This window comes from Prolixibacter denitrificans, from assembly GCF_003014495.1.
In the GTDB taxonomy this organism is placed as follows: domain Bacteria; phylum Bacteroidota; class Bacteroidia; order Bacteroidales; family Prolixibacteraceae; genus Prolixibacter; species Prolixibacter denitrificans.
Window position 1 is genome coordinate 66,313 of sequence record NZ_PYGC01000002.1, and the last position, 26,800, is coordinate 93,112.

17 protein-coding genes are annotated in these 26,800 nt (G+C 46.2%); 16 read left to right on the top strand and 1 reads right to left on the bottom strand.

Translation table 11 applies throughout. The features are described from left to right. Positions 1-84: 84 nt before the first annotated feature. On the bottom strand, positions 85-2,778 hold the full coding sequence (locus CLV93_RS03970; RefSeq protein WP_106540884.1) for a TonB-dependent receptor: 2,694 nt from the start codon (positions 2,776-2,778) through the stop codon (positions 85-87). 967 nt (positions 2,779-3,745) lie between these two features. On the opposite strand from CLV93_RS03970, the gene CLV93_RS03980 reads away from it, so the two are divergent. The 16 genes from CLV93_RS03980 to recO all read left to right on the top strand — a co-directional run bounded on the left by CLV93_RS03980 (position 3,746) and on the right by recO (position 26,792). Beyond that, positions 3,746-6,328, top strand: coding sequence for a TonB-dependent receptor (locus CLV93_RS03980; protein ID WP_106540886.1), 2,583 nt, complete (start codon positions 3,746-3,748; stop codon positions 6,326-6,328). 41 nt (positions 6,329-6,369) lie between these two features. Next, positions 6,370-8,568 (top strand): hypothetical protein, encoded by a 2,199-nt coding sequence (locus CLV93_RS03985; protein WP_106540887.1) that lies wholly within the window; start codon positions 6,370-6,372, stop codon positions 8,566-8,568. Between the two features lie 162 nt (positions 8,569-8,730). Then, positions 8,731-10,530 carry a translational GTPase TypA gene (gene typA, locus CLV93_RS03990; RefSeq protein WP_106540888.1) on the top strand — a complete coding sequence of 600 codons (1,800 nt, stop codon included), beginning with the start codon at positions 8,731-8,733 and terminating at the stop codon, positions 10,528-10,530. A gap of 306 nt (positions 10,531-10,836) precedes the next feature. Beyond that, positions 10,837-11,883 carry a right-handed parallel beta-helix repeat-containing protein gene (locus tag CLV93_RS03995; protein WP_106540889.1) on the top strand — a complete coding sequence of 349 codons (1,047 nt, stop codon included), beginning with the start codon at positions 10,837-10,839 and terminating at the stop codon, positions 11,881-11,883. A gap of 27 nt (positions 11,884-11,910) precedes the next feature. Further along, positions 11,911-15,462, top strand: coding sequence for a T9SS type A sorting domain-containing protein (locus CLV93_RS04000; RefSeq protein WP_106540890.1), 3,552 nt, complete (start codon positions 11,911-11,913; stop codon positions 15,460-15,462). Between the two features lie 343 nt (positions 15,463-15,805). Further along, positions 15,806-16,264 (top strand): hypothetical protein, encoded by a 459-nt coding sequence (locus CLV93_RS04005; RefSeq protein ID WP_106540891.1) that lies wholly within the window; start codon positions 15,806-15,808, stop codon positions 16,262-16,264. Between the two features lie 18 nt (positions 16,265-16,282). Further along, complete coding sequence (locus CLV93_RS04010) at positions 16,283-16,609, top strand: PadR family transcriptional regulator (protein ID WP_025862542.1); 327 nt, start codon at positions 16,283-16,285, stop codon at positions 16,607-16,609. A gap of 32 nt (positions 16,610-16,641) precedes the next feature. Next, a complete protein-coding gene (locus CLV93_RS04015) occupies positions 16,642-18,204 on the top strand; it encodes a PspC domain-containing protein (protein ID WP_106540892.1) in 1,563 nt (520 codons plus the stop codon). A gap of 45 nt (positions 18,205-18,249) precedes the next feature. Further along, positions 18,250-18,753 (top strand): DUF4252 domain-containing protein, encoded by a 504-nt coding sequence (locus tag CLV93_RS04020; RefSeq protein ID WP_106540893.1) that lies wholly within the window; start codon positions 18,250-18,252, stop codon positions 18,751-18,753. Positions 18,754-18,774: 21 nt separating this feature from the next. Next, positions 18,775-18,984 carry a PspC domain-containing protein gene (locus CLV93_RS04025; RefSeq protein WP_025862545.1) on the top strand — a complete coding sequence of 70 codons (210 nt, stop codon included), beginning with the start codon at positions 18,775-18,777 and terminating at the stop codon, positions 18,982-18,984. A 241-nt stretch (positions 18,985-19,225) separates the two neighbouring features. Beyond that, positions 19,226-20,719: a DNA/RNA non-specific endonuclease gene (locus CLV93_RS04030; protein ID WP_170108860.1), complete on the top strand. Its 1,494-nt coding sequence runs from the start codon at positions 19,226-19,228 to the stop codon at positions 20,717-20,719. 125 nt (positions 20,720-20,844) lie between these two features. Further along, positions 20,845-21,072, top strand: coding sequence for a hypothetical protein (locus CLV93_RS04035; RefSeq protein WP_106540895.1), 228 nt, complete (start codon positions 20,845-20,847; stop codon positions 21,070-21,072). 38 nt (positions 21,073-21,110) lie between these two features. Beyond that, entirely contained in the window at positions 21,111-21,689 is a 579-nt protein-coding gene (locus tag CLV93_RS04040) for a non-canonical purine NTP diphosphatase (protein WP_106540896.1), read from the top strand. Between the two features lie 9 nt (positions 21,690-21,698). Further along, a complete protein-coding gene (locus CLV93_RS04045; protein ID WP_106540897.1) occupies positions 21,699-23,708 on the top strand; it encodes a YfhO family protein in 2,010 nt (669 codons plus the stop codon). A gap of 42 nt (positions 23,709-23,750) precedes the next feature. After that, the gene (gene porZ / locus CLV93_RS04050) at positions 23,751-26,063 is read left to right on the top strand and encodes a type IX secretion system anionic LPS delivery protein PorZ (protein ID WP_106540898.1); all 2,313 of its coding nucleotides are present in this window, start codon (positions 23,751-23,753) and stop codon (positions 26,061-26,063) included. Between the two features lie 3 nt (positions 26,064-26,066). Continuing rightward, positions 26,067-26,792 carry a DNA repair protein RecO gene (recO, locus tag CLV93_RS04055; RefSeq protein ID WP_106540899.1) on the top strand — a complete coding sequence of 242 codons (726 nt, stop codon included), beginning with the start codon at positions 26,067-26,069 and terminating at the stop codon, positions 26,790-26,792. The last annotated feature ends 8 nt before the right edge of the window (positions 26,793-26,800 follow it).

Below are 26,800 nucleotides of genomic sequence, written 5' to 3' on the forward strand. Positions count from 1 at the left end.
CCAGCATTGAAAAAACAGAGACAAATAAAAAGGGCTGCCTGAAAAGACAACCCTTTTGTGTATTATTTGGTCTTTCGGTACTTCTTAGAAGTTCACACGAAGTGAGAAGTTGAAGTTACGTCCGAATCCCCAGAAACCAACCATGTTGTCGCGGGTGTGGTTTCCAACACCTGAACCGCGGTCCCATGCATCGGCAATGTACGACGTATTGAATACGTTGTAACAGTTGGCATTGAAATAAGAATCAAGACCTCCAAGTTTGAATGCATATCCGATACGGGCATCCAATGTGTTGTAGTTCGGGATTTTCCATGACTGCTGACGATCATTCGGATCGGTACGTTTCTCAGGAGAGAATTTTGCGTAGAAATCAGCGTTGTACAACCAGTTCAGTCCCAAGTCAATCTGCTTGGTCAGATTTGCTTTAGCAGCCAATCCAAACTGAGTCTGCGGTGCATCAGCCACTTTCAGATCCTTCGTATACAGCGTAGCAGAACCTACTTTTGCGTGACTGTCGTCGAAAATGTCAACGTTCACGTCTTTTGTATAGTGCCAGTCGTTAACCGAACCGTTGGCAGCCAAACGCAACCAGTGAGTCGGGTTGTATTTCAACTCTGCCTCAACACCTTTGTGCAACTCGTTCAGACCTTTGAAATATACAGTCTGGTTGGCAGAAGTTCCGTCAGGCATAGTATAGCGATAAGAACCATTGGTCCACCGGTCGTTCCACTGCGTGTAGTATGCGTTGATGCGTGCATCGAATTTTTTCGATTTGTATCCGTAACCAGCTTCAATCGATGATATTTTCTCGGTAGTGTAATCCGGATTTACATCGTTTGAATAGTTAATAAATACGTAGTCGAAGTAAGGTGCACGAGCATAGTAACCTGCATTCACGAAGAAGTTCGAACGCGGGCTAACATTCCAGTTAACACCACCTTTTACATTATATCCTAACTGGTTCTCAGTCGGACTTTTAACGCCTTTGTAGTTCGGCTCACCGTTATAACCATTGGTATTATACGTGTTGCTGTCGTAGGTGAAATAGTCGATACGCTTGTACCAGGTATTCGAGAGTGTTGCAGCAACGAAAGCTGACCAAATGTCGTTTGAATACTCCAACTGACCGAAACCACCGAAGTAGTTAACCAGACCATCGTCGTAGTAGGCAATTTTGTCACCAACCTTTGCCCTCGCGTTACCAGACAGGTATCCCCGACCAGAATCATCGTAGTAGTTAGCGCCCAACAGATCGCGTACTTCACGGTAGTGAATACCTTTGTAAATACGACCGTCGATGCCGGCAACCAGGTTCAGGTTCTCACCCAAGTGTGCATTCAAAGAAGAAAGAATACCTTCCCAGTTGTGCTGGTTAACCGAGTTACGAAGAATCTGAACAGCACCTTCGCCGTTGTTAGCAGCATTGATGTTGGCTGCACGTGAAATATTGAAATCTTCATGTGCCATCGGATTCTTAATATCGTAACCATCAGTTCCGAAACCAACTTTCGGTACGTCATATTTGTAGTAGAACCCGGGAACGGTTTCGCCCATGTACTGGAAAGGACCATAGTAACGTCCCAGCAAGCCGGAACCACCACCACGACCAACAGAGGCATACAGAGAAGTCTGCAATTTAGCATTCTCATTGATATCCCAGTACCAGTTCAAGGCAAACTGAGGCTTGTGGTAGTAGTTTTCTTTTTCGTTCATTTTCTTACCGTCGAGGTAACCGTAACGCATGTTGAATTTGGTTCCCATGGCATCGTGAACCGTTTCGGTCATGGCAGAATACTCATTGTTCGGACGCTGTCCGTGTTTCTGCGGAGCACCGATAGCAGTAAACTGTAGCAGGTTTTTGTCGTTCAGCTGCTTCGAAATCGAAAGAAAGTATGACCATGCATCTACCCAGGTAGACTGGATATAGCCGGTCCCTTCGGTGCGGCTACCAATGAAAGAAACGGCCCATCCGTTATCCATCAAACCGGTAGAAAGTCCAACCATGTACTTCTTGCGGCCATAATCGGTCATTCCGTACTGTGCAAATCCACCTTTTTTAGCGTCGGTGGTTTTGGTGATAATGTTCAACGTACCTCCAACAGAGCTGATAGCCAATTTCGAAGCACCCAGACCACGCTGAACCTGCATCATGCGGGTAGCATCAGACAGACCAGCCCAGTTTGACCAGTACACCCATCCGTTTTCCATATCGTTCACCGGAATGCCGTTGATCAATACTGCAACGTTTTTCTGATCGAAACCACGAACGTTGATACGGGAGTCACCATAACCACCACCTAAATTACTGGTGTAAACACTCGGTGTCATTTTCATGATTGCAGGAAATTCCTGAGAACCGAGCTCCAACTGGATGGTTTTAGCATTAATCGTAGTAGCAGCAACCGGTGTTTTACGCGATACTGCCACGTTGGCCATTACATTCACTTCAGAAAGACCTACTGCGTCGTTCTTCAGCGAAACTTTTTTCATATCGACTGTCGCACCATTTTTTACCGATACGGTTTGCTTCTTTTGCTCATAGCCAATATAAGAGAATACAACGGTTTGCTCTCCGGCAGGGACCTGCAATTTATAGCTTCCATTGAAATCGGTTGCCGTTCCAATGGTTGTGCCACTAACAGTGACTGCGGCACCAATCAGGCTCTCGCCTGTTTCTGCGTCAACTACCTTTCCGGTAATTGTTCCCTGTCCAAAAGCGGTAAATGAGTAAAGCCCCATTATCATTCCGAGAAGGACAGCAAAGACTGACTTTTTCATAAAATATTAATTAGTAAAATTCCAGTTAAACTATGTGTTTGTTGCTAGTATATAGATACATTTTGATGTTCGAATACCTGTTCCTGAACGCGCTGTAAAATTATAGTCTTGCCCATCGACGAACTGAAAGCTGCCATTAACGATTTGTTAAGTGAACGATAATCAAAAATTACAAACATGTTACAACAATAATTTTGGCTACATTTATTCGCCACACAACCAGCTGCTTATAGAAAAACACAGACACAATACTCCCAAAAATTTTTCTTCGCTGTTGTGAAAACTCACCATACTGCAGGGATTTAAAAAGTGATTGTGGAATAAAGATGTTCATTGCGGGGTAAGGATGAAGTACCCTACCGGGATGGGAAAGTAAAAATCTCATATCAGGAAATCTGGAAATTTTCATTTGATACGTTGCCAGAAAAAATAAGATTCAGTAAATCCGATTACTTAGATTTATAACTTTTATCGTCGGCGAATTTAATCTTGATAAACAAATCACCAAAACCCTTTTGATAATCTTAACGATCAATTCACTTTCCATATGAAACTAATAGCCCGGACTCAAATAATATTATTAAGATTTAGACCAAATTAGAGTACTGGGAGACAGACAGGTATCTGATAACATAAACATTTTTTAACATTTATAACACTCTGGAATGAGAGATCAATCTCATCTTTGTTATGTTCATTTTAGGAATAAGATATTGTGCAACATAAATGCCAAACTAATTAAGGAAAGTTCAATATATTAGGCCTTCCTATGAAACCAACTAAGACCAACAAACCTGCTACAACCGTAGTCAAACCGTCTGTTCCGTATGGTTTAGCCTTTTGCGGACATCTCCCTTTTTCTTTATCCGAACATGCTTTTTTACCTACCCTACATACCTGTATTTCTTTTTTATTTATTCAAATATTTATTATTCAACAAGTTAATTTGTAATCTAACCTAGAAAGTATGAAAGCAAGATTTATTAGGGTTTTCCTTTTAGCTTTTCTATCGCTATTCTCCGTTACAGCCTTTGGACAAGGAACCGTAAAGGGAGTTTTAGTCGATTCATCAACAGGTGAAAACCTGGTGGGTGCTGCAGCCGTTGTGAAGGGCACCTCCATTGGTACAGCCTCTCTTTTTGATGGAAGTTTTTCTCTGCAGGTTCCTGCAGGCAAACAAACGCTGTTATTTTCCTACATCGGATACATTCCTTCCGAGAAGGAAATAACAGTAAAAGATGGTCAGGTACTCGACCTGGGCAACGTAAAACTAAAGTCGAATACGGTAGGTATCGACGAGGTTCTGGTTGTCAGCTCTTTCGCCCGCGACCGCCAGACTCCGGTTGCTCTTTCCACCATTCAGCCTCAATTGATTCAGGAAAAACTGGGTAACCAGGAATTTCCCGAAATTTTGAAATCTACACCGTCGGTTTATGCAACCAAGCAAGGTGGAGGTTATGGTGACTCACGTATCAACCTTCGTGGATTTGATTCCAATAACATTGGGGTGCTGATTAACGGCGTTCCGGTGAACGATATGGAAAATGGCAAAGTTTACTGGTCAAACTGGGCTGGTCTTTCCGATGTTACACAAACCATGCAGGTTCAGCGTGGTCTGGGAGCTTCCAAACTGGCTCTGTCTTCGGTTGGTGGTACCATCAACATCATTACCCGTAGTACCGATGCTGAAAAAGGCGGTTCGGTGTATGCCGGAATCGGAAACGATGGCATGCATAAATACATGTTTACCGCATCGACCGGTTTGTTGGAAAATGGCTGGGCAGTAACTATTTCCGGAGCGCATAGCTACGGTGATGGCTATATTCGCGGAACCAATTATGACGGATATTCCTATTTCCTCAACGTTTCAAAACAAATCAACGACGCCAACCGTCTTTCATTTACCATCTTTGGAGCTCCTCAATGGCACAATCAACGCGGTAACCAGCACAAAATTATCACTTACCGCGGCGAAAATCCCGAAATTCCCTATCCGGTACAAGACGGATACAAATACAACAGCGATTTCGGATACCGCAATGGTAAAGTATATGGTGGTGCCTACGGATACAACGTATACCATAAACCACAGGCTTCGTTGAACTGGTACTACAAAATTAACGAAGAGACTTTCCTCTCAACCGCAGTTTATGCTTCTGTTACCAACGGAGGTGGACGTCGTGTGGACGGTACCGGCAGCCAGATGTTGAACTGGGACTATCGCAATGACCGCCCCTACGGTACAACCAAACTGACACCGGAAGGCTACTACGATTACAACGCCGTAATGGATATCAATAAGGCATCGCTCAATGGTTCTGAAGCCATCATCGGTATGAGTGTGAACTCGCACCAATGGTACGGAATGTTGTCGACTTTGAATACCAAGGTGAATAACATCAACATCACTGCAGGTTTAGACGGTCGTTATTACATTGGTAAACATGCCAAACAGGTGGATGATTTGCTGGGTGGCGCATTCTTTATTGACAACGTCAACATCAACCGGCCGGCAAACAGCCCGCTGAAAAAAGGTGATTACTACTCCTATCACAACGACGGTATTGTTCGTTGGATTGGTGTTTTCTCGCAAGCAGAATACGTAGTAGACAACTTCTCAGCATTCCTGTCGGCTTCTATCTCATCTCAGTCATACAACCGGAAAGACTACTTTCAGTATACTCCCGGTGACCAGATGTCAGGATGGGTGAACTTCATGCCATGGAGTGTAAAAGGTGGTGCCAACTACAACATCAACAAGCATCACAATGTATATGTAAACGGAGGTTACTTCACGCGAACTCCTTACTACAACATCGTTTATCCTAACTACACAAACGACATCAATAAAGACGCGAAATACGAACGTGTTCTTTCTACGGAAGTAGGTTATGGATATACCAGCAGCAAACTGAACGTGAAACTGGGTGTGTATCGCACCAACTGGATGGACAAAGGTTTGCGTGTATCACTCGGACAAGTTAGCTCAAACATCAGTGGTTTGAACGCGCTTCACCAGGGAGTTGAATTGGAAGGTAACTACAAACCGATTCCGAAACTGAGCCTTCGCGGTATGGTTTCCGTTGGTGACTGGAAATGGCAAAACGACGTGTCATTTGACGTATACGATGACAACAATGTATACCAGGGAACATACAATGCTTATTTGAGCGGTATCCACGTGGGTAACTCAGCTCAGACGACTGCAGCCTTTGGCGCAGAAATGGAAGTATTGCCCGATCTGAAAATTGGTCTCGACTGGAACTACTACGGACGTAACTACGCCGACTTCGACCCGTCGAACCGTACCGATGCAGCTGACCGCTCAGACGCATGGAAAATGCCCGATGCTGCCCTCTTCGATTTGAATATCAACTATGGTTTCAAAATCGGAAATTTCGATGCATCACTCTACGGAAATGTGAACAACTTGTTTGACAATGTTTACATCACCGATGCCACAGACGGAACCAACCACGATGCTGCTTCAGCACTGGTATGGTACGGATTTGGCCGGACCTGGTCAACTGGTTTAAAAGTCAGGTTTTAATCTATGAATAGAATGATTTAACCGTGAAAAATCTGATAAGAATGAATAAGTTATATAAATTTCTGATCATCATTGCCGTTGCTCTGGCAGGCTGTAATCCGATGGAAGATATCAATAACCAGTTGGATCAGCAGAAAGAAGCTCCTACGGCAGAATTTGAATACACCCTCTCGGATGCTGATTATTCAAGCATCTCATCTTATGCATTGGAAAATGCTTCGTCTCATCAAGACTCAGCCATAGCTGATGCTATTGCTGAAGATTTGGCTCTTCCTGAAGGATTTGCTGCGGATTACATTCCTGCACTCATGAGTGAACTTCACCCGGCTCTTGGAAAAAATTCGGTAGCCAAAGTGAGCTATAATTTCACCAATGGTCCAAAAGCATATCTTTACGATATCAAATCTGCTCCGGAATATGGTGTCAGCGATGATGACTACATGCAATTTGGTGGAGCAGTTGCTGAATTTAAATATTTTTCTCCGTCAAATCCTCCGGAAGATTATCTCCCGACTATCTTAAACAATGGTGTTTCAGGAGCTTCCAGTGGAGATATCCGATTGGTTACCTACGAATATTCTGATACTGACCCGGATTACACCGGTGAAGAAGGAGTAGTGGCATTTACGATGAGTTCAAGCGACTATGAATTGCTGGTCAATTATGTCATGAACGACCCGGATCTCAGTTCATACATGGATCCGAATTACGATAACTCTGAATATTATTATGGTGCTTCGTACTATTACAATAATTTCGATATCCGAATTTCCAAGCGAGCTGATTATCCGGAATTTGCAGGTCTGACAGATGCTGAAGCAAATGCTTTGATTGCTAGCAGGCTCAAAGAAGGCCTGATAAAAATGCTGCAGTTGAAGTTTGGTGCAAAGGCTATCGAAGGAATGAAGTATGAGGTGACCTACAAAACTTATGATGGAACCACCTCAGAAACACCAACTGCTACATTTATCTGCACTGCCGCCGGCGATACTCCTACATTCTCTGAAAACATGGAAGTATTAACCATGGAAAAAGCTGACTATGAGCTGCTGGTCAATTATGTCAAAAACGATCCAACATTAAGTGCTTACATGGATCCGGACTACGACAATTCTGAATACTATTATGGTGCATCCTACTATTATGATAACTTCGATCTTCGTCTTTCAAACAGAACCGGCTATGCCGAATTCAGTGGTTTATCCGATGCCGATGCAGAAGCACTCATACAGGAGAGATTAACCGAAGGATTGATCAAGTTCCTGGAACTTAAGATTGGTGCCGACGCAGTAGTCGACAAGCAATATTCTGTGACATACAAAACATATGATGGTAGTAGTAGTGCCACTCCTACCCGTGTCTTTGTCTGCACTTCTGCAGGTACTAACCCGGTATTTGAGGAAGTCCTTAGTACCAAAAATGCCTCACTAAAAGCTGCTTCTACAATTTATGGCAGAGGCGACTATTACAAATACAATGGTTCCAGCTGGGTAGCGATGACAAATGTTGTCTATTTGAGTGATGCAGATTATGATGCAATGGGAGAACCAGGAGCTTACAACAACTTCTCCAGCTCAGCTCCTGCGAATGATTATCTGCCACAATTCATGGCTCAAAAATATCCTTATGCCCAGGAGAATGACACAATGGCTGTCGTCTATAAGTATTATTCAGGTGGAGTAAGAATTTATGCCGACGAATATGATTTCATCAGTGGAACATGGAGCCTTTACAACCCAGTGGAAGTAAAAACAGACCAATTCATAAATATCGGTTCCAAGTGGATCTTCGACCCGACCGTTAAATTCACCATGTCTTCTTCTGATTTTCAATTGATCGTTGATGCGGTGAAAGCCAATTCCGATACGAAGAACCTGGTTGATAGTTATGGAACCGGTGAATTCTACTACGGTGCAAATTCGTTTTACAACAACTTCGACCTTCGTATTGTGAAACGGAACAGTGGCGAATTCGCCCAATCAGAATACGATGGCCTTTCAGATGAGGAGGCAAGTACTCTGATCATGGACCGTGTCGTCGAAGGTATTGTTGTGATGTTGAAAGCTAAATTCCCCAACGCCGTTGCCCAGGTAAGTGGTGTGGATGTGATGTATGTTATTTCATTCAACTCTTACGAGAACGATGGTAGTTACGGAAAGTACACGGTAACTCTCCAGTGTACCAAGTCAGGACCTGACCCAAGTTTCGAACTGGTTGAAGGACCAACTCCTGTCGAATAAATCCGATTAAAAATACACTTCATTAAGAGGGGGCATTTGCCCCCTTTTTTAATACCCATACCTCCAATATGGTTTAAGCGAATGTTATGGTTTGGTTTAATCTTTCAGACTCAAAATAGTACATGGATTAAATTCCTATATTTGCCGACTAAATTTTTGAAGATGCAGAACATTCGCAATATTGCCATTATTGCCCACGTCGACCACGGAAAAACAACGCTGGTTGACAAGATGATACTTCATTCGAAGATCTTTCGTGATAACCAAAAACCGGGCGAACTGATCCTCGATAGCAACGATTTGGAACGGGAACGGGGAATTACCATTCTGTCAAAAAACGTTTCAGTTGTTTACAAGGATATTAAGATCAACATCATCGATACCCCTGGTCACTCCGACTTTGGAGGCGAAGTAGAGCGTGTACTGAACATGGCCGATGGTGTTTTGCTGTTGGTTGACGCTTTTGAGGGAACCATGCCGCAAACCCGCTTCGTGTTACAAAAAGCTATTCAGCTGGGGCTGAAACCTATCGTTGTCATTAACAAGGTTGACAAACCCAACTGCCGTCCGGAAGAAGTTCAGGAAGAAGTTTTCGACCTGATGTTCTCGCTTGACGCGACAGAAAAACAGCTCGACTTCCCAACCGTATACGGTTCAGCCAAACAGGGCTGGATGAGTGCCGACTGGAAAGAGAAAACTGACGATATTATCCCATTGCTTGACGCGATTGTAGAGCATATCCCTGCTCCCATCGAAAACAAGGGAACACCGCAAATGCTCATCACCTCGCTCGACTATTCAAAATATGTCGGACGAATTGCCATTGGCCGGGTTAACCGGGGCGAGCTGAAAGAAGGCATGAACGTTTCGCTCGTAAAGCGCGACGGCAAAGTTATCCGGACGAAGATCAAAGAGCTGCAAACATTCACCGGTCTGGGCCGCGAAAAAGTAGATTCTGTTCAGGACGGCGATATTTGTGCCTTGGTCGGGATTGACGGTTTCGATATTGGCGACACAGTTTGCGATTTCGAAAACCCGGAGCCACTCGACCCGATTGCAGTCGACGAGCCCACGATGAGTATGTTGTTCACCATCAACAACTCTCCGTTCTTTGGTAAAGAAGGAAAATTTGTCACCAGCCGCCACATCCACGACCGGTTGATGCAGGAGCTGGAAAAGAACCTGGCACTGCGTGTCGAAACCACCGAATCGGCCGATGCATGGAATGTGCACGGGCGGGGCGTATTGCACTTGTCCGTTTTGATTGAAACCATGCGCCGCGAAGGTTATGAAATGCAGGTAGGACAGCCGCAGGTACTCTTCCGCGAAATTGGCGGAGAGAAACACGAACCGGTCGAATTGCTGCACATCGACCTTCCGGAAGAAATGAGCGGAACCGCTGTGGATATGGTCACCCGCCGCAAGGGAGAGATGATGAACATGGAACGCAAAGGCGATCGTATTCACCTCGAATTCGAGATTCCTTCCCGTGGTATCATTGGTCTGCGTACCGGCATGCTGACAGCCACCCAAGGCGAAGCTGTGATGTCGCACCGTTTCCATAAATACGACCTGTTTAAAGGTCCTATCGAAACGCGACTGAACGGTTCATTAATTGCCATGGAAACCGGAACTGCATTCGCTTACGCGTTGAATAAGCTACAGGATCGCGGACGTTTCTTCATTGACCCGCAGGAAGATATTTACGCTGGCCAGGTAGTCGGTGAAAACAGTCGTGAGGGGGATATCGTTCTCAATGTCACCAAATCGAAAAAGTTGACCAACATGCGCGCATCCGGTTCCGACGACAAAGTACGTCTGGCACCGCCCATCCGATTTAGTTTGGAAGAAGCTCTCGAATACATTCAGAAAGATGAGTATGTGGAAGTGACACCTAAGTCCATCCGACTGCGTAAAATTTTGCTGGATGAAAACGAACGGAAACGCGCTTCGAAGAAATAAATTCACCCAATATATATCAGGAACCACTCCCAACCGGAGTGGTTTTTTTATGTCTCTACTTTTTTCAAAAAGGCTTTTCCTCATTATTTCAGCGTCATACAAATTACCCTGTCAACTTTTTTACCACAAAAAAGAAATAAGCTCTTGTCCCCTATTTTATTGAGACTCCAAGCCATACTGTGTAAAATATTTACGATTTGATAATTGACTTTTACACTATGTACATCCTGATTATCAGAATTTAACTTAAATTGTTTTATTAAAACTCAAATCAAAGAAAATCAATACTAACCTAACAGAAACGACATGAAAAAGCTTTTTATCGGCAGCCTCTTTCTGGTTGCTATTTTCGTCGCCGGTACTCAACTGGCTTCTGCGCAGGCAGGATTTGTCACACTCAACCATCAAGGTACTTCAACTTTTTACAAAACAATTGGCGAGGCTTTAACGGCCGCTGTCGACAATGACACCGTTTATATACCGGGTTCGTCTTTCACCGAAAGTCTAACCCTTAATAAAAAGCTTGTTATTTATGGTGCCGGTTTCCATCCCGATTCGACCAAAGCATCCGGTATGACCGAAATCTTTGGTTCGATCAACGTTTATGGTGGAGCCAGCGGAAGTCATTTAGAAGGCTTCTATCTTTCAATTGACATCAATTATTACAGTGGTGAAAACATTGACAACTTTCAAATCAACCGTTGTAACGTCTCTTCGATCAGTTTCAGAAACAACCCGGCAACCGGAAGCAATGGGGTTATTATTTCCGAGTCTGTTCTTCGAGGTAACTTAACAGGCGATCCCAAACTGGATAACGTACTCGTCGAGAAATCAATCATTCAGGGGAGAATAACCTATTTCTACAATACTTCCCGCTTTCAGAATAATATTTTTCTAAATAAAGGTAGCACGACCTTTTCAGCAAACATGTTTGCCTATTCATCTGGCTGTCAAATCGTATCAAATGTTATCCTTTCCACTTATTTCAATTTTGCTGCCGACATCACTTTCCTTAAAAACGTGTTCGTCTCCAACCCAACGCTGACGACACCGGATGATTATAATGTCGTAAATGTTGACATCAATTCGATATTTGTCCATCTCGAAAGTGGACTAGAATATACGTTCGATTATGCCAACGATTATCATCTGGCTGATGGTTCTCCTGCTACCGGAATTGCCGGTAATACCGGTGAACCACTCGTTGATGCAGGGATTTACGATGCTGCCGATCCGTTCAAACCGGGAGCTGTTCCCTCCACTCCTCATGTTTACAAAGCTCAGGTGGCCAGTGAAAACGACGCCAATGGTTTGCTTAATGTAAAAATCGGTGTCGCTGCCCAGGAACGCTAATCATATCTCATCAATAAAAAAAGAGTTATGAAGCGCCTCTTGCTTTTAGCCATATTGTGGCTGTGGCTTGTTCCGCTTTTGGGGCAGAATAAAGTCACTGGCTATGAATATTGGTTCGATACGAACGATGCAGGAAAAGTGCGGGTCGATCTCCCGTCTCCTTTGCCTGTCATCGATGTTGAACTTGATCTTTCGGTTTCCACACTGGCCGATGGAGTTCACATTGTGAACTTCCGTTTTCTGGATGAAAACAGTGCCTGGACTCCGGTATTAACCCGTCAGTTCATCAAACGTACAGCCAGTACCCTAACTCATAATCTTGTTGCCAGTCAATACTGGTTCGACAATGATGTGGGAAATGCGGTTACTTCCCTATTCCCTCCTACGGATATAATGAATATAGATGATCAGGTTGACGTATCAGCATTAACCGACGGAGTGCATACGCTAAACTTCAGAGTCCGTGACGAGAATGGAATTTGGACTCCTTTAGCAACAAGGCAATTCGTTAAACGTGTCGACCTGGGCGCATCTCAGAAAATAATTGCCCATCAATACTGGTTCGACAAAGATTTCGGTAATGCCGTTACAACAACAGTTCCGGCAGCCGATGCTGTCACATTCGATGAAGCAATTGATATTTCTTCCCTGAGTGACGGTGTTCACACGCTTAATTTCAGGTCGCTGAGCGAAAGCCAAAAATGGAGTCCGGTTCTGACCAAACAGTTCGTTAAACGAGACGGGGCTACAAAACCTCACAATTTGGTTCGGTATCAGTATTGGTTCGACAGAGATTACCCGAATGCCATCACAACTGACATTCCGGCGACAGCCACTTTGGGTGTCGACAACACGATCGATGTTTCCGGTTTGAATGAGGGCGTCCATCTGTTGAACTACAGAGTTCAGGACGAAAGCGGTATTTGGAGCAGTCTGCAGTCAAAGCAATTTATAGTCAGAGGTCAATCTTCAAGCCCAGCCCTAATCACACAATACCGTTATTGGTTCGACGATGATATGAGTAGCATGGACACTGTTATTCTTGAGCAACCTGTCGCTGTCTTGGCATTCGATGCCAATATCGATGTTTCAGCTATTCCAATCGGGACTGGCCATCTGGCGCATTTCCAAGCAATGGATTCAGAAGGAAAATGGTCTCCGGTAGTGTCACGGGAATTTGAACGCAAAGCTGTCCCGAAAGCTCAGTTTACGGCTGATATCGTAGAAGGATGTCAACCTCTTGACGTTACTTTTACGAATACCAGCCGCGATGCCGATGCCTTTTACTGGGATTTTGGCGATGGACAAACCAGCACGGAAACCTCGCCTGTTCATCAATACGAAACAGCCGGAACCTTCAGTGTAAAACTGGTAGCCATTTACACTACTGACAACCTAAAAGACTCTGTTGCGATAGATAATTATATCACAGTCCATGCCAATCCGACTTTGGATTTAGTCCCTGATGTAGCCTTCTGCGAAGGAAGTTCAGTAACTATTGACGCAGCAACCGGATTTACGTCCTATGAATGGAACGAGGTGCCAGGAACCGAATCATTGACAACCGATACGGCCGGAACCTATGTGTTGAAAGTAACCGACGAATTTGGATGTTCGGCTACCGACACCATCACCGCAACCGTCAATGCGCTCCCCAATCTTAATCTTGGCCCGGATATTCAGTTGTGCCAGGGAGAGTCGGCGACTTTGAAGGCGCCATCCGATTTCCAGACATACGAATGGAATGAAGTAACCGGCGTTGATTCATTGGTCGTGAACAGTCAGGCAACTTATACCCTCGTGGTAAATGATAATAACGGATGCCAGGCTTCAGACGATGTCTTAGTTACGGTAAACGATTTGCCAACTGTCGATTTGGGACCGGATGTTGCTTTCTGCCAGGGAAGTTCCATTACCATAACGGCTGAATCAGGGTTTGCTTCCTACGAATGGAACGACGTCGCCGGAACGGAATCACTGATCATCAGTACCGAAGGAACGTACGTACTGAAAGTGACTAACGCGAGTGGGTGTTCTGCTTCTGATACCATCGTGGCGACCGTCAATCCGATGCCGACGCTTGACTTAGGCCCCGATATTCAGCTCTGCCAGGGAGAATCAGCAACACTGAAGGCGCCATCCGATTTCCAGACATACGAATGGAATGGAGTAACAGGCGTTGATTCATTGGTCGTGAACAGTCAGGCGACTTATACACTCGTTGTAACCGATAATAACGGATGCCAGGCTTCAGACGATGCCTTAGTTACAGTAAACGATTTGCCAACTGTCGATTTAGGACCGGATATTGCTTTCTGCGAGGGCAGTTCCATTACCATAACTGCTGAATCAGGATTTACTTCCTACGAATGGAACGATGTCGCCGGAACAGAATCGCTGACCATCGATACCGAAGGAACGTACGTGCTGAAAGTCACGAATGCGAGTGGATGCTCGGCCTCTGACACCATCGTGGCAACCGTTAATCCGTTGCCAACACTTGAATTAGGCCCCGATATTCAGCTCTGTCAGGGAGAATCAGCAACGCTGAAGGCTCCATCCGATTTCGAGACATACGAATGGAATGGAGTAACCGGCGTTGATTCATTGGTCGTGAACAGTCAGGCAACCTACACCCTTGTGGTAACCGATAATAACGGTTGTCAGGCTTCCGACGATGTCTTAGTCACGGTTAACGAATTACCGACTGTAGATTTAGGGCCCGATGTTGCATTCTGCGAGGGAAGTTCCATTACCATAACGGCTGAATCAGGATTTGCTTCCTACGAGTGGAACAATGTCGTCGGAACGGAATCGATGACGATCGATTCCGAAGGAACCTACGTACTGAAAGTGACCAACGCGAGTGGATGTTCCGCTTCCGACACGATTGTGGCAATCGTAAATCCTTTGCCAACAGTAGACCTTGGACCTGATCTAGCCTTCTGTGAAGGTAGTTCGGTCGTTTTAACCGGGCCTTCAGAGATGGTCTCCTACGCATGGAATCAAGTTGTGGGAACTGAGGAACAGGAGGTTTTCAGTGCTGGTGAAGTAGTTTTGGTAGTAGGTGATGATAACGGATGCTTCAACCGGGATACCATCCTGGTCTCGGTGAACTCACTGCCGGCTACACCAACGCTAACGCAGAATGAAGATACCCTGATTTCGAATTTTACCGGAATCAACCACTGGTATTTTAACGATGCGGAAATTCAGGATGAGCTATCCGACCAATATGTCATTTCGCAAAGCGGAGATTTTTTCGCTGTCGCGGAAAGTGATGCCGGTTGCTTATCTGATCCCTCAGCGGTTTTGAGTGTCATCTGTTCGGACGTGCCGGATATTTCACTTTCCGATATTCGACTCTATCCAAATCCAACCAAAGGTAAAGTGCGAATCGTGTCATCTTCCGGTATCGATGAACTAGATCTCTATGCCATTAGTGGTAGCCGGCTCATCCACCTGGAGAATAAAGGAACCGAAGTGACGCTCGATTTGCAAAATCAGATGGATGGTATTTACCTGTTGCACATTAAACAGAATAGCCGCGTATATCAGTTCAAATTATTGAAACAGTAAGCCCAATTAAATAACCAATCTTGAAACCCCAAAGGCTGCCTCCGGACTATTTTTTCGGCAGGCAGCCTTTTTTTCTTCCGGAAGAAGACATAATTTTTAAAATGAGCTGAATTTTTTCGGTTTATATCAAAAAAATCTGACAAAAATCTCATTCTCATAAACAGCCTGTTTCTCTTTTAAATTAAAGGTTTTCAGACTGCTATTTACTTCATAAAGTAAAAAAATTCGATGTATTTCTGAAAAAATATACTACTTTGTATTGCATAGTACCATTCTTTGTTCATATATTTGCATTACATACTTCAATGCCTTAAAAGGTATTTTTGAAAATGTAAATCGAAAAATGATGAAACGAATAGGAAATCACATCACGGTAACCCTGGCACTGGCAGCGATGCTGTTTTTAAATTCCTGCACACCAGCTGCCGGCTTTCGCCCAGCCTCCCTACTGGTTGGAGAAAGTTCAAAAAGCACGGTGATTTCAACTGTTCTATTGAGACTTCCTGGAAAGTTGATCGATGCAACCGTCACCGAAATGGAAGCTCATTTTATGAAGAATAAACAGAAACATAAAAAAGAAGTCAAGCAAAACGCTTCCGAAAAAGTGTTAAGTCTTCCGATACATACCCGGATTGCCAACCCCATTCCGTTAAAGAAAGACAACAAAACACTCAAAGACACAAAAGCATCAAATAACAATAGCCATACAAGTACTAGTGGAACTACCAAGCTGAAAAACAGCAACGAATCGACCCCGGACACCAAACCCCAGGACGCCCCGGTTAGTTGCCAGCTGATGTAGATAAAGAAAGGGATCGCAATGAAACTGGAAAATACAAAAGCACAAATGCGCAAAGGAGTACTGGAGTACTGCATTCTCCTGATACTCTCCAAGCGCCCATCCTATGCTTCCGACATCATCGGAGAGATGAAGTCGGCTCGCATGATTGTGGTGGAAGGCACCCTTTATCCGCTGCTAACCCGACTGAAGAATGCCGGTTTGCTCGGATATCGCTGGGAGGAATCGTCGCAGGGACCTCCCCGGAAATACTACGAATTAACCGAAAACGGCAGCCAATTCCTCTCCGAACTGGAAGGCTCGTGGCAGGAACTGGTCGGAGCTGTCGCTGAAATCAAAAACAGTTAACTGGAATCGCCCGAAACACAAAAACATTGGACATGAAAAGAACACTAACCATTAATATCAGCGGAACCGTTTTTCACATCGATGAAGATGCTTACGATAAGTTACAGGCTTATCTTCTCGACATTAACCGGTATTTCGGTTCCGATCCGGAAGGAAGAGAAATCATTATGGACATCGAAGCCCGTATAGCTGAACTCTTCCAGGAAAAGACAAAAACCGACGGCAATGTAGTCACCATACAACATGTAGAAGAGGTAATCGAAGTGATGGGCCGGCCATCAGACTTTGCCGCTGAAGAAGAGGAGGAAGAACCAACAGAACACAAGAAGCGGACGTTCCGGACAGGAAAAAGGCTTTACCGCGATCCTGAACACCAGGTAATAGGTGGTGTTTGCGGCGGATTGGGTGCCTATTTCAATCTTGACCCGGTGATTTTCCGTCTGGCATTCGTTTTACTCTTCCTGATTTCTCATGGAATTATCGTGTTGCTTTACCTGATTTTCTGGATTGTGGTCCCAAAGGCCATCACCACTTCGCAACGCCTTGAGATGCGAGGTGAGGATGTCAACATCGACAACATAAAAAAGACCATCAAGGATGAATTTCAGGACGTAAAAAAAAATTATCAAAAGTTCCGAAATTCCCCTTCGTACACGCGGGGGCGGGAAAAAATAAATGATGCAGGCAGCGTGCTTGGTTCTGCACTCCGCGTAGTCCTTAAAATTTTCGTCATAGTTGTTGGGGTTGTCCTCATTGTCGGAGGATTGCTTACCATCATCGGTTTGGTCGGTTCGTTATTCATCTCGAATGCCTTTTTGGGAATTGTTCCCTGGAGCAGTCATGTAGTCCCGAATTTCTTCCACTTCTATGTGGGAACCGACACGTTGAACTGGTTAATGATTTCCGTTGCCGCCTTGGTTGGAATTCCACTGCTGGCGTTAATTTACCTCGGAACGAAACTGGTTTTCCGTTACAAATCAAATAACGCGGCCGTTGGCCTCTCGGCTTTTGCACTCTGGATTATTGCCCTGATGATTCTTCTGGGAACCGGCATCAGCAAAGTCAACTATTTCAAACGCCAGGGAACGTATACACAGCGGCGCGAAATAACGTCGAAAGCAGATACACTCTACCTGAAACTGGCTCCGGATGAGTACCGCGATTACATCAACGACGATATTCAGTTTGACGACATGCGCATTGCCTCGCTGAACGGACGCGATGTGCTGGTTGGCCACCCGACCTTTGACATTGAGTCGACTTCCAGCACCGAACCGGAACTGATTATCCGTTCGAAAGCGCGTGGAAAGACCATCGACATGGCACAGGACAACGCGGAAGATGCTAATTATAAGATTGTCATCAGAGATTCGCTGGTCAACTTTTCACCCTGGTTCGAAATTGCAGAAGGAAAACAGTGGCGCGACCAGGAAGTGCATGTCATTCTTCGTCTTCCGGTAGGAAAAACCGTTTATCTCGGCGACAGAATGGTTAAAATTATCAACGACATCGAAAATACTACCAATACCTGGGATGGCGACATGGTTGGAAAATACTGGACCATGACACCTCAGGGACTCTCAATGGCAAAATAAACGGTTTGCCGGACACCATAATTCATCCATAAAAACTAAACCGAGATGAGTTTAATTTATAAAATTGGAATCATGATTGCACTGTTGCTGACCTCACTGGTCTCCAACGGGCAAAGTAAATCGTACCGGATTTACAACGAATTTGACCAACAGGACGGTTTCTCCTGGTTTTCCGTATCGAAAAATATGCTCGATGTGGTAGACCTGACACTGGACGATGAAAACAAAAAAGTAACGGGTGATTTGAAAGAGATCCGGATCATGGTTTTCAATCCGAAAAAGGCGGAACTGCATAAGGACTTCTACCGGATGATGAACCATAAGCTTTCGCGGATGCACTACAAAAAGGCAGAACCCGAAGACAGCGATCCGTCTGACAATGTTGCGTTCTGGATTAAAGGCAACAAACGTAAAGTGCGCGAATGCCACATCGTGATTGGGAATGATAATCCGAGTGGATTGAACTGCCTCATCTCTTTTTATGGTGACATGGATGTCCGCAACCTCGATGAGTTGAAATCAATCGGCGAAAGCCAGATAGACCTTTAAACAACAAAATTTTAGTTAGCGATGCAGAAAAGATTAACCCGCTCGTATCACAAAAGCTTACTTGGCGTATGCGGCGGCATTTCCGAATATTTGAATCCACAAATGGACCCGGTATTCGTGCGAATAGCCTGGGTTGTATTATCATTTATAAATCCGCTGATGGTAGTGCTCTATTTCGTGCTGGCCATCATTATGCCCGAACCTGACTATCGTTATCATAGCGGGTACTAGTCCGGCTTTCGGGCAAACCTTTGAAGAGGCAGTTTTTTCGAATGCACTGCCTCTTTTTTTATTTCCAAACTTCTGCTTCAGACCTGTCCCCTGCCTTTTTATATCCTCAAATCAGATAACCGTGAATCCCTGTTGTAATTTTAACACGTTTTCCATTGTAATTTTCCTAAGTTTGGGTTACCAATGATTAACTGACAGCAAAACTCCCCCGTTTCTGCGAGTTTTAGAGGATTTTTATGATATGAAAAAACTACCGACAAATCTGCAGCGATGGCTTTTCATGGCCTTCGTTATTCTGGCCGTTGCCAGCTGTTCTAAAAACGATGCACCGGTTACTCCTTCCGATGACAATCAAACCGGAACCGATTCGGGTTCCGATTCGAATTCAGACTCAGGCTCTCAATCCGGAACGAATACCGATCCTTTCTCGATAACCGAAACCTTCGAGAGTGGCCAAAAAACGGCCTATGCCGCCGGAGATGTGACGCTAAGCACCGGTAGTTGGCACATGGACGATGCACTCCTCGGAAACCTGACCAGCGATGCCAAAGAAGGCAATCAATCGGTCCGGTTGCGCAACGGAAGCATTGCGATGAATTTTGACATCAACGGTGTGCAAATGCTATATGTGAAGCACGCGAAATTCGGCAACGACGGTAATTCCACCTGGAAGCTCATGCTTTCCGACGACGGCGGTTCGACATACACCCAAATCGGAAGCGATATTTCCGAAACGTCCACCACGCTGAAGACCGACTCGTTCAGTATCAGCGATACGCTGGCGGTACGGTTCAAAATCATGAAATCCAGCGATAACCGGGTCAATCTCGACGATATTACATTCAAAGGAATCGGCGACCCGGGTGTTTCTGTTTCCGAGCCCGATACAACCTCAACCGGTGGCGGTGGTGGTTCCACTTCGGATGCAGCTGAGCCAAGAAATGTAACCGTTGGAACCGATGCGCCGCCCACATCCGGAGACAACAGCAATATGCTGCTGGGAAATCCGTCGGATGCCGTGAATTCCATCGTTTCGAAAGACAATTACCTCATCGATATGGGTTACTACACCGAGTCGTATAGTGCGAGCCGGGCCGAACCGAACTGGGTGAGCTGGCACCTCGATGCTTCGAACATTACCCATGCCGTGAGCCGGCAGGATAATTTCGCCGCGTGGGCCGATTTGCCTTCCGACTGGTTCCAGGTACAGGATAACAGCTACCACGGAAGTGGTTTCGACCGTGGACACAACTGCCCTTCGGCCGATCGAACCAGCTCATATAACGCCAACTCGTCCACATTCCTGATGACCAACATGATTCCGCAAGCGCCCAACAACAATCAACATACCTGGGCCGACCTCGAGAATTACCTGCGTGGTGAAGTGGACAAAGGTTACGAAATCTACATCATCATGGGGTCGTATGGTGAAGGCGGAAGTGGCTATTACGGCACTACCGTTAACACCATCGATAACGGAAACATCACGGTGCCTTCCCATGTCTGGAAAATAGCCGTCATGTTGAAAACCGGCGACAACGATTTGAGCCGGATTGATTCCACGACAATGGTTCTGGCCGTAAATACGCCAAACACCAACAACATCGATGCGGATTGGACCCAATACATTGTCACCGTAAGGGACATTGAAGATGCGACCGGCTACAACTTCCTGTCGGAACTCCCGCAGTCAGTTCAGGACGCCATCGAAACGAAAACCTATTCGGTCAACTAAGGGTTGGCGAGCAAAATATTGAATGCGGCCGGGAGATACTTCCGGCCGTTTTTTATTTACCGTAACCCCTGGCTTTCCTTACACTTCCTTTTTTCGTACCTTAATCACAACCAAACCCGCTGGTCATGAATACATCAGGAAGAAATAACCGGCGAATCACCTGGCTTGCCATGGCCGTTCTCGCAGCCATTGCCGGATTGCTGTTTTTGGTGATTTCCCGCTACGACCCTTCGTTGCTGTTTCTGTCCGGACTCTTCATCGGTGTTTCGCTTTGCATCACCATCCGTTTGTTCTTCAACTCCCGCTCGAAAAAACCACAGAACCTTCCTCGTGAAAACGACGATTCGCCTTAAATGCTTTACATTTGTGCAAAACGCATTTGCAATCATTTATGAAAAAACTGGTTTTTGCCACCAACAATCCGCACAAACTGAGAGAACTTCGCGAAATACTGGGTGAACAATTCGAACTGCTCAGCCTGAACGACATCGGCTGTACCGACGACATCCCGGAAACGGGTGACACGCTGGAAGCCAATGCCGCCCAGAAATCATTTTACATCTGGGATCGTTACCAAATCAACTGCTTTGCCGACGACACCGGTCTCGAAATTGATGCACTGAATGGTGAGCCGGGAGTTTACTCTGCCCGCTATGCCGGCGAAGCCAAAGATGCCAGCGAAAATGTGAAGAAGGTATTGCGCCTGATGAACGGTGAAACGAACCGGACCGCCCGCTTCCGCACCGTCATTTCCCTCATTATCGATGGAAAAGAGACGCAATTCGATGGAATTGTAGAAGGTGAAATCCTCATCGAAACACGCGGTGAAGCCGGCTTCGGCTACGACCCGATTTTCCTTCCGGAAGGAAAAGAAAAAGCGTTTGCCGAGATGGAAGCCGACGAAAAGAATGAAATCAGTCACCGGGGCCGCGCTGTCGCCAAACTGGTCGACTACCTGAAGAAAAACTAAACCTCCGTTATGCAGCTAACGCGAAAAAAGACCTTCCTCATCTTGCTGGTGGCCGTACTGTCCGCTTTCTGGCAGGTGGCCTTTTTTCGCAACACGCTCAAATGGGACGCGCTGGATATCTCCTTTCCGTGGCGGTTCATCATCACCGCTACAGCGTGGCATGGCGAGTTGCCGCTCTGGAATCCGTTCCAGTTTCTCGGTTTTTCGCAGCACAGCGACCCACAAACCTGGTATCCCATCTTCTGGCTTTTTGCCCTGGCGGGAAAATACACGCTTTACTCACTAAGCCTGGAGTTCCTGCTGCATATTTTTCTGGCCGGCTGGGGCATGTTTCGCTTGTCGCGAAGTCGTGGACTGCTTCCAGAAGTAGCACTTTTCTGCTCCATCGGGTACATGTTGTCGGGCTTCTTTGTGGGAAATGCCCAACATCTTGGTTGGATTGTCAGCGGAACCTGGCTGCCGTTCGTGCTCGAAGCCTATCTCCTTTTCCTGAAAAAGGGAAAACCGCGCCACTTAGCTTTGACGGTTCTTTATCTCTTTTTCCTGTTCACCGGGGGTTATCTCGCCTTTTTTGTCACCACCGTCTATATTCTGATCGGCATTTTTCTGTGGCGTACCTATCGGGAAATCCGAAACAAGAAATTTGCCCGACTGGCCAGCCAATGGAAAAACCACCTATTGCTCGGCGTACTCTTCGCTGCCGTCAGTGCTGTCGTGTGGGTTTCGCTGCTCGACCTGATACCGGCGATGCACCGCGGAAACGGTATTTCGCTGGAGCGGGCACTATCGGTTCCCTTTTACCCAATCGACCTGCTATCACTCTTCTTCCCGGCAGCACAAAACTACAGCCGCACATTTTGGATTGGTGACCAGTCGATGATCAACGTTTACTTAGGCATACTGCCCATGATGCTGTTCGTTGCCTGGATTTTTGCCAAAGGAAAAAAACGAACCGAATGGTGGTATTTCGCGGCCGCTATTTTTTTTCTGGCCGTGTCGCTGGGACAAGGCCTGCCGTTACGGACGTGGCTTTATTACGCCCTGCCACTTTTCAACTATTTCCGCATTCCGGCCCTTTTCCGGCTGTTTTTCGTGTTTTTCAGCCTGCTTTTAGCAGGTTCATTACTTAACAGATTAATTAAATATGATAAGCGACGACTAGGGCAAATTATGTTAGTAAGCCTCTTCGTTTTTCCGGTTTTTGTTGCCCTTTTACTGTACACGCTTATTGGGAAACTTGAAAATGAGTCGCTTCATGCTATTTTCAGACAAGCACTCTTGCAGGAAGTGCTGATTTTCGTCCTTTGGCTAACCATAAACCGTTGGAAGAAGAAAAACTGGCGACTTGTTCTTCCCGGACTTATTTTCATCGACATGTTGTTTGCCGTTCAGAGCAACATTCACATGTCAGTCATCGACGATTTCCGGCCAACTCAAACACAAGCCGAACTAAACCGGCTGCCCAAAGGTTTTCCATTTCCCGATTTGAATCAACGAATTGCCACCGTTCGTCAGCGAACGCCTGATGTTCGTCCGCTGTGGCGAAATGTGCCAACTTTCTACAAGCAAATCAGTTTCGACGGATATTCGCCTTATCAGTATCGCACCTGGCTCGCATTTGAAGATTCGTCCGTTTTTCGGGACGTTATCGACCATCCATTGCTCTACTTCCGGAAGGAAAATGACAATGATTCAACCCAAATTTCCATCACCGGATTCGGTGCTAATTACCTCGAAGCGGATGTTTCGCTAAAGGGACCTTCTGAATTGATATATCTGCAGAATTTCAAAAACGGCTGGCAGGCTTTCATCGATGGGAAAGCGACAGAAATTCAACCGGCCTACAAAGCCTTGATGAAGATTTCGGTGCCAACCGGTGAACATCACATCCGGTTCCGCTACCATCCGACCAAAGTGTTGGCAGCTTTTGCGGTTTCAGCCATCAGCTTTTTGCTTTTGTTAGTTTGGCTCTTGTGGGACACTTTTCTGCGGAAGCGAAAAAAGAAAACGGTTGCCTGACGCGATTTTTTTAACTTGGGGCAAGAAAACAAACCTGACGGAATGCACAAACGAATCTACTTCCTCCTGCTTTTACTGGTAACCGGAATCACCCAGGCCCAGGTGCCTTTGTACCACTGGCGATCGCATCTTTCGTTTAACGATGTGATAGCTGTGACCGAAGCCGACGGAAAAGTGTTCGCGGCTACCAGTCAGGGACTTTTCAGTTACAACCAAAGCGATAATAGTGTAGAGACCTTCACCCGGGTGGAAGGACTATCGGATGCCGGCATTTCAGCCATTGGCTGGTCGGATGCGGCGGGCATACTGGTGATTGGTTATTCCAACGGCAACATCGATTTGCTGGACGGCGAAACCGTGCACAACATTTCCGCCATCAAACGCAAAACCAATCTGACACGAAAGTCCATCAATCAAATCATTACCGACGGCAGCGATGCCTACCTCAGTTGTGGTTTCGGCATTGTAAAACTGAACCTGGAGAAACGGGAAATCAGCGAAACGTGGTTGATTGGGAGTGGCGGCGCTTCCGTCATGGTGGACGCGTTGGCCATCGACAACCAGTATTACTGGGCAGCCACAGCAAGCGGAATTTACCGGGCGCGAAAGGATGAACCCAACCTGCAGGATTACGCCAACTGGGAACAGCAAACCTCGGTTCCGGGCAACACCGACGACTTCACCTCCATTGCTGCCTTTCAAAACGAAGTTTACGCTTTCGACAATACCGCCAAACAATTGTACCGATGGAACGGAAATTACTGGCAAACAGCGTTCACCGGCATGAATGATTGCTTGAACCTGACCAGCAGCAACGACCAACTGGTCATTACCCGAAGTGAGTCGGTTGATTTGTACAACGGCTCTTCGCTCTCGTCTATCACCACCTATAGCCCCGAAATTGTGCAGTGGCAAACCATCTCTCCCTCCGACGCTTTTGCCGGAAGCAACGGTAATCTCTGGATCGGCGACAGCAAATTCGGGATGATTGAACGGACTAACGGCGGAAGCTTTCAGCAAATCATTCCGGATGGTCCATCCGATAATTTGGGCGCTTCACTCTCATCCGGCAACGGGACGGTATTTGCTGCGACCGGTTCCAAAAGCGGCGATGTATTCCTGCCCGCCGAAGTTCATCTTTTAAGCAACGGCGAGTGGCATACCATCAACGCCAACACCACGAAGAATCTCGATAATGTAAATGACTTGGTCCGGGTGGCTTCCGTACCCGGAAATCCCGACAGGTTTTATGCCGCTTCATGGGGAAAAGGATTGATTGCTTTCGATATTCTCCAGGCAACGGAGCATTACGATCCATCGAACTCTCCACTTGAAGCCTATGGCGACAACCTGTGTTGGATTGGCGGCTTGTCGTTCGACCGGAATAACAACCTCTGGATGACTAACGCATTGGTCGAGCACCAGGTAAAAGTGCTGAAAGAAGACGGAAACTGGGCGAGTCTGAAATATCCGGGACTGGAAAGCACCGACAATTTTGTGGGCGATATTCTGGCTACGAAATCAGGCATCAAATGGGTTATCATCACGAATGTGGGTTTGTTTGCCTTCGACGACAACCGCACCATAGACGACCAGACCGACGACAAATACCGGAAGCTGACCGTGAGAAGCGTTTTCTCCAACAACGAAACCTCCATTTCCAAGCTCTATTCCAACATCCAGTGCATGGCCGAAGATCAGGATGGTGCCTTATGGGTCGGAACCGGAAAAGGCGTGGTGGAATATTACAATCCCGATAAGGTGTTCGACACGTCCGACTTTTACGGCATTCAACCCGGCGTTGATTTGGGCGACGGTCTCTATCACCCGCTGCTGGAAAAAGAAGTGGTGACCTCCATTGCGGTGGACGGCGGCAACCGGAAATGGTTCGGAACGAAGAATTCCGGCACGTTTCTCTTTTCGGATGACGGGCAAACACTCATTCGCCATTTCAATACCGAAAATTCGCCCCTTCTCTCCAACAATATCAAGTCGATAACCATCAATGCGAAAAACGGCGAAGTATTCTTTGCTACCGACTATGGCATTCAGTCGTACATGAGCGATGCATCGGGTGGTAACCAAACATTCGCCAACGTATATGTGTTTCCCAACCCGGTGAGGGAAACGTACCACGGCGATATTACCATCGATGGTTTAATGGACCAGTCGACCGTGAAGATTACCGACATTGCCGGCAACCTGGTTTTCCAAACCACTTCTAATGGTGGCCGGGCTATCTGGAATGGAAAAGATTCTTACGGACGCCGGGTGAACACCGGTGTGTACCTGGTCTTCTGCTCCGACCAGAACGGCGACCAGAGTTTCGTGACCAAACTCCTTTTTATCCGGTAAACCATGCAACAGAAAACACGCGCCATCGTCCTCCATTACCTTCGCTACGGCGAAACCAGCATGATTGTCACGCTGTACACCGAAGCGTTCGGGCGGATGTCGTTCATGATGCAGGGCGTTCGCGGAAAAAAGTCGCGCAGCAAAGCCAACCTGTTACAGCCGCTCTTCCTGCTCGATATGGAAGTATCGTACAAGCCGGGCCGCGAATTGCAGCGCGTGAAAGAGATGCGCAATGCCGTGCCTTACTCTTCCATTCCATTCGAAATCGGGAAATCGACACAGGCGATGTTCCTCTCGGAAATCCTCTACAAGGTGTTGCAGGAAGAAGAACCGCGCCCCGAACTGTTTGAATTTCTGTTTCACGCGGTACAATACCTTGATTTGGCGACCGAAGGAACCGCCAACTTCCACCTGGTATTTCTCTTGCAGTTTGCCCGCTATCTGGGCTTCGGACCGAGGGACAATTATTCCGAAGAAAAACCGTATTTCGACTTGCGCAACGGCGTGTTTGTCACCATGCCACCTCCGCATTCCGAGTACCTTCGCAAGGACGAAAGCCGCCTGTTCGCGAAGCTGATTCACGTGAATTTCGACTCGCTCGAAACGCTGAAACTCGATCACAAATTACGCGACCGCTACCTCGAAGCACTCCTCGACTATTTCAGTTTGCATCTCGGGAGCACCATCCACATTAAATCCCTCCCGGTACTAAGGGAATTATTTTCGTAGCATAATCT

Excerpts from the sequence above, each read along its gene's own strand:
- porZ (WP_106540898.1), top strand. The coding sequence starts at position 23,751 with ATGCACAAACGAATCTACTTCCTCCTGCTTTTACTGGTAACCGGAATC.
- CLV93_RS04025 (WP_025862545.1), top strand. The coding sequence starts at position 18,775 with ATGCAGAAAAGATTAACCCGCTCGTATCACAAAAGCTTACTTGGCGTA.
- CLV93_RS03995 (WP_106540889.1), top strand. The coding sequence starts at position 10,837 with ATGAAAAAGCTTTTTATCGGCAGCCTCTTTCTGGTTGCTATTTTCGTC.
- CLV93_RS04030 (WP_170108860.1), top strand. The coding sequence starts at position 19,226 with ATGAAAAAACTACCGACAAATCTGCAGCGATGGCTTTTCATGGCCTTC.
- CLV93_RS03985 (WP_106540887.1), top strand. The coding sequence starts at position 6,370 with ATGAATAAGTTATATAAATTTCTGATCATCATTGCCGTTGCTCTGGCA.
- CLV93_RS04045 (WP_106540897.1), top strand. The coding sequence starts at position 21,699 with ATGCAGCTAACGCGAAAAAAGACCTTCCTCATCTTGCTGGTGGCCGTA.
- recO (WP_106540899.1), top strand. The coding sequence starts at position 26,067 with ATGCAACAGAAAACACGCGCCATCGTCCTCCATTACCTTCGCTACGGC.
- CLV93_RS04015 (WP_106540892.1), top strand. The coding sequence starts at position 16,642 with ATGAAAAGAACACTAACCATTAATATCAGCGGAACCGTTTTTCACATC.
- CLV93_RS04035 (WP_106540895.1), top strand. The coding sequence starts at position 20,845 with ATGAATACATCAGGAAGAAATAACCGGCGAATCACCTGGCTTGCCATG.
- CLV93_RS03970 (WP_106540884.1), bottom strand. The coding sequence starts at position 2,778 with ATGAAAAAGTCAGTCTTTGCTGTCCTTCTCGGAATGATAATGGGGCTT.
- CLV93_RS04010 (WP_025862542.1), top strand. The coding sequence starts at position 16,283 with ATGAAACTGGAAAATACAAAAGCACAAATGCGCAAAGGAGTACTGGAG.
- typA (WP_106540888.1), top strand. The coding sequence starts at position 8,731 with ATGCAGAACATTCGCAATATTGCCATTATTGCCCACGTCGACCACGGA.
- CLV93_RS04020 (WP_106540893.1), top strand. The coding sequence starts at position 18,250 with ATGAGTTTAATTTATAAAATTGGAATCATGATTGCACTGTTGCTGACC.
- CLV93_RS03980 (WP_106540886.1), top strand. The coding sequence starts at position 3,746 with ATGAAAGCAAGATTTATTAGGGTTTTCCTTTTAGCTTTTCTATCGCTA.
- CLV93_RS04005 (WP_106540891.1), top strand. The coding sequence starts at position 15,806 with ATGATGAAACGAATAGGAAATCACATCACGGTAACCCTGGCACTGGCA.
- CLV93_RS04000 (WP_106540890.1), top strand. The coding sequence starts at position 11,911 with ATGAAGCGCCTCTTGCTTTTAGCCATATTGTGGCTGTGGCTTGTTCCG.
- CLV93_RS04040 (WP_106540896.1), top strand. The coding sequence starts at position 21,111 with ATGAAAAAACTGGTTTTTGCCACCAACAATCCGCACAAACTGAGAGAA.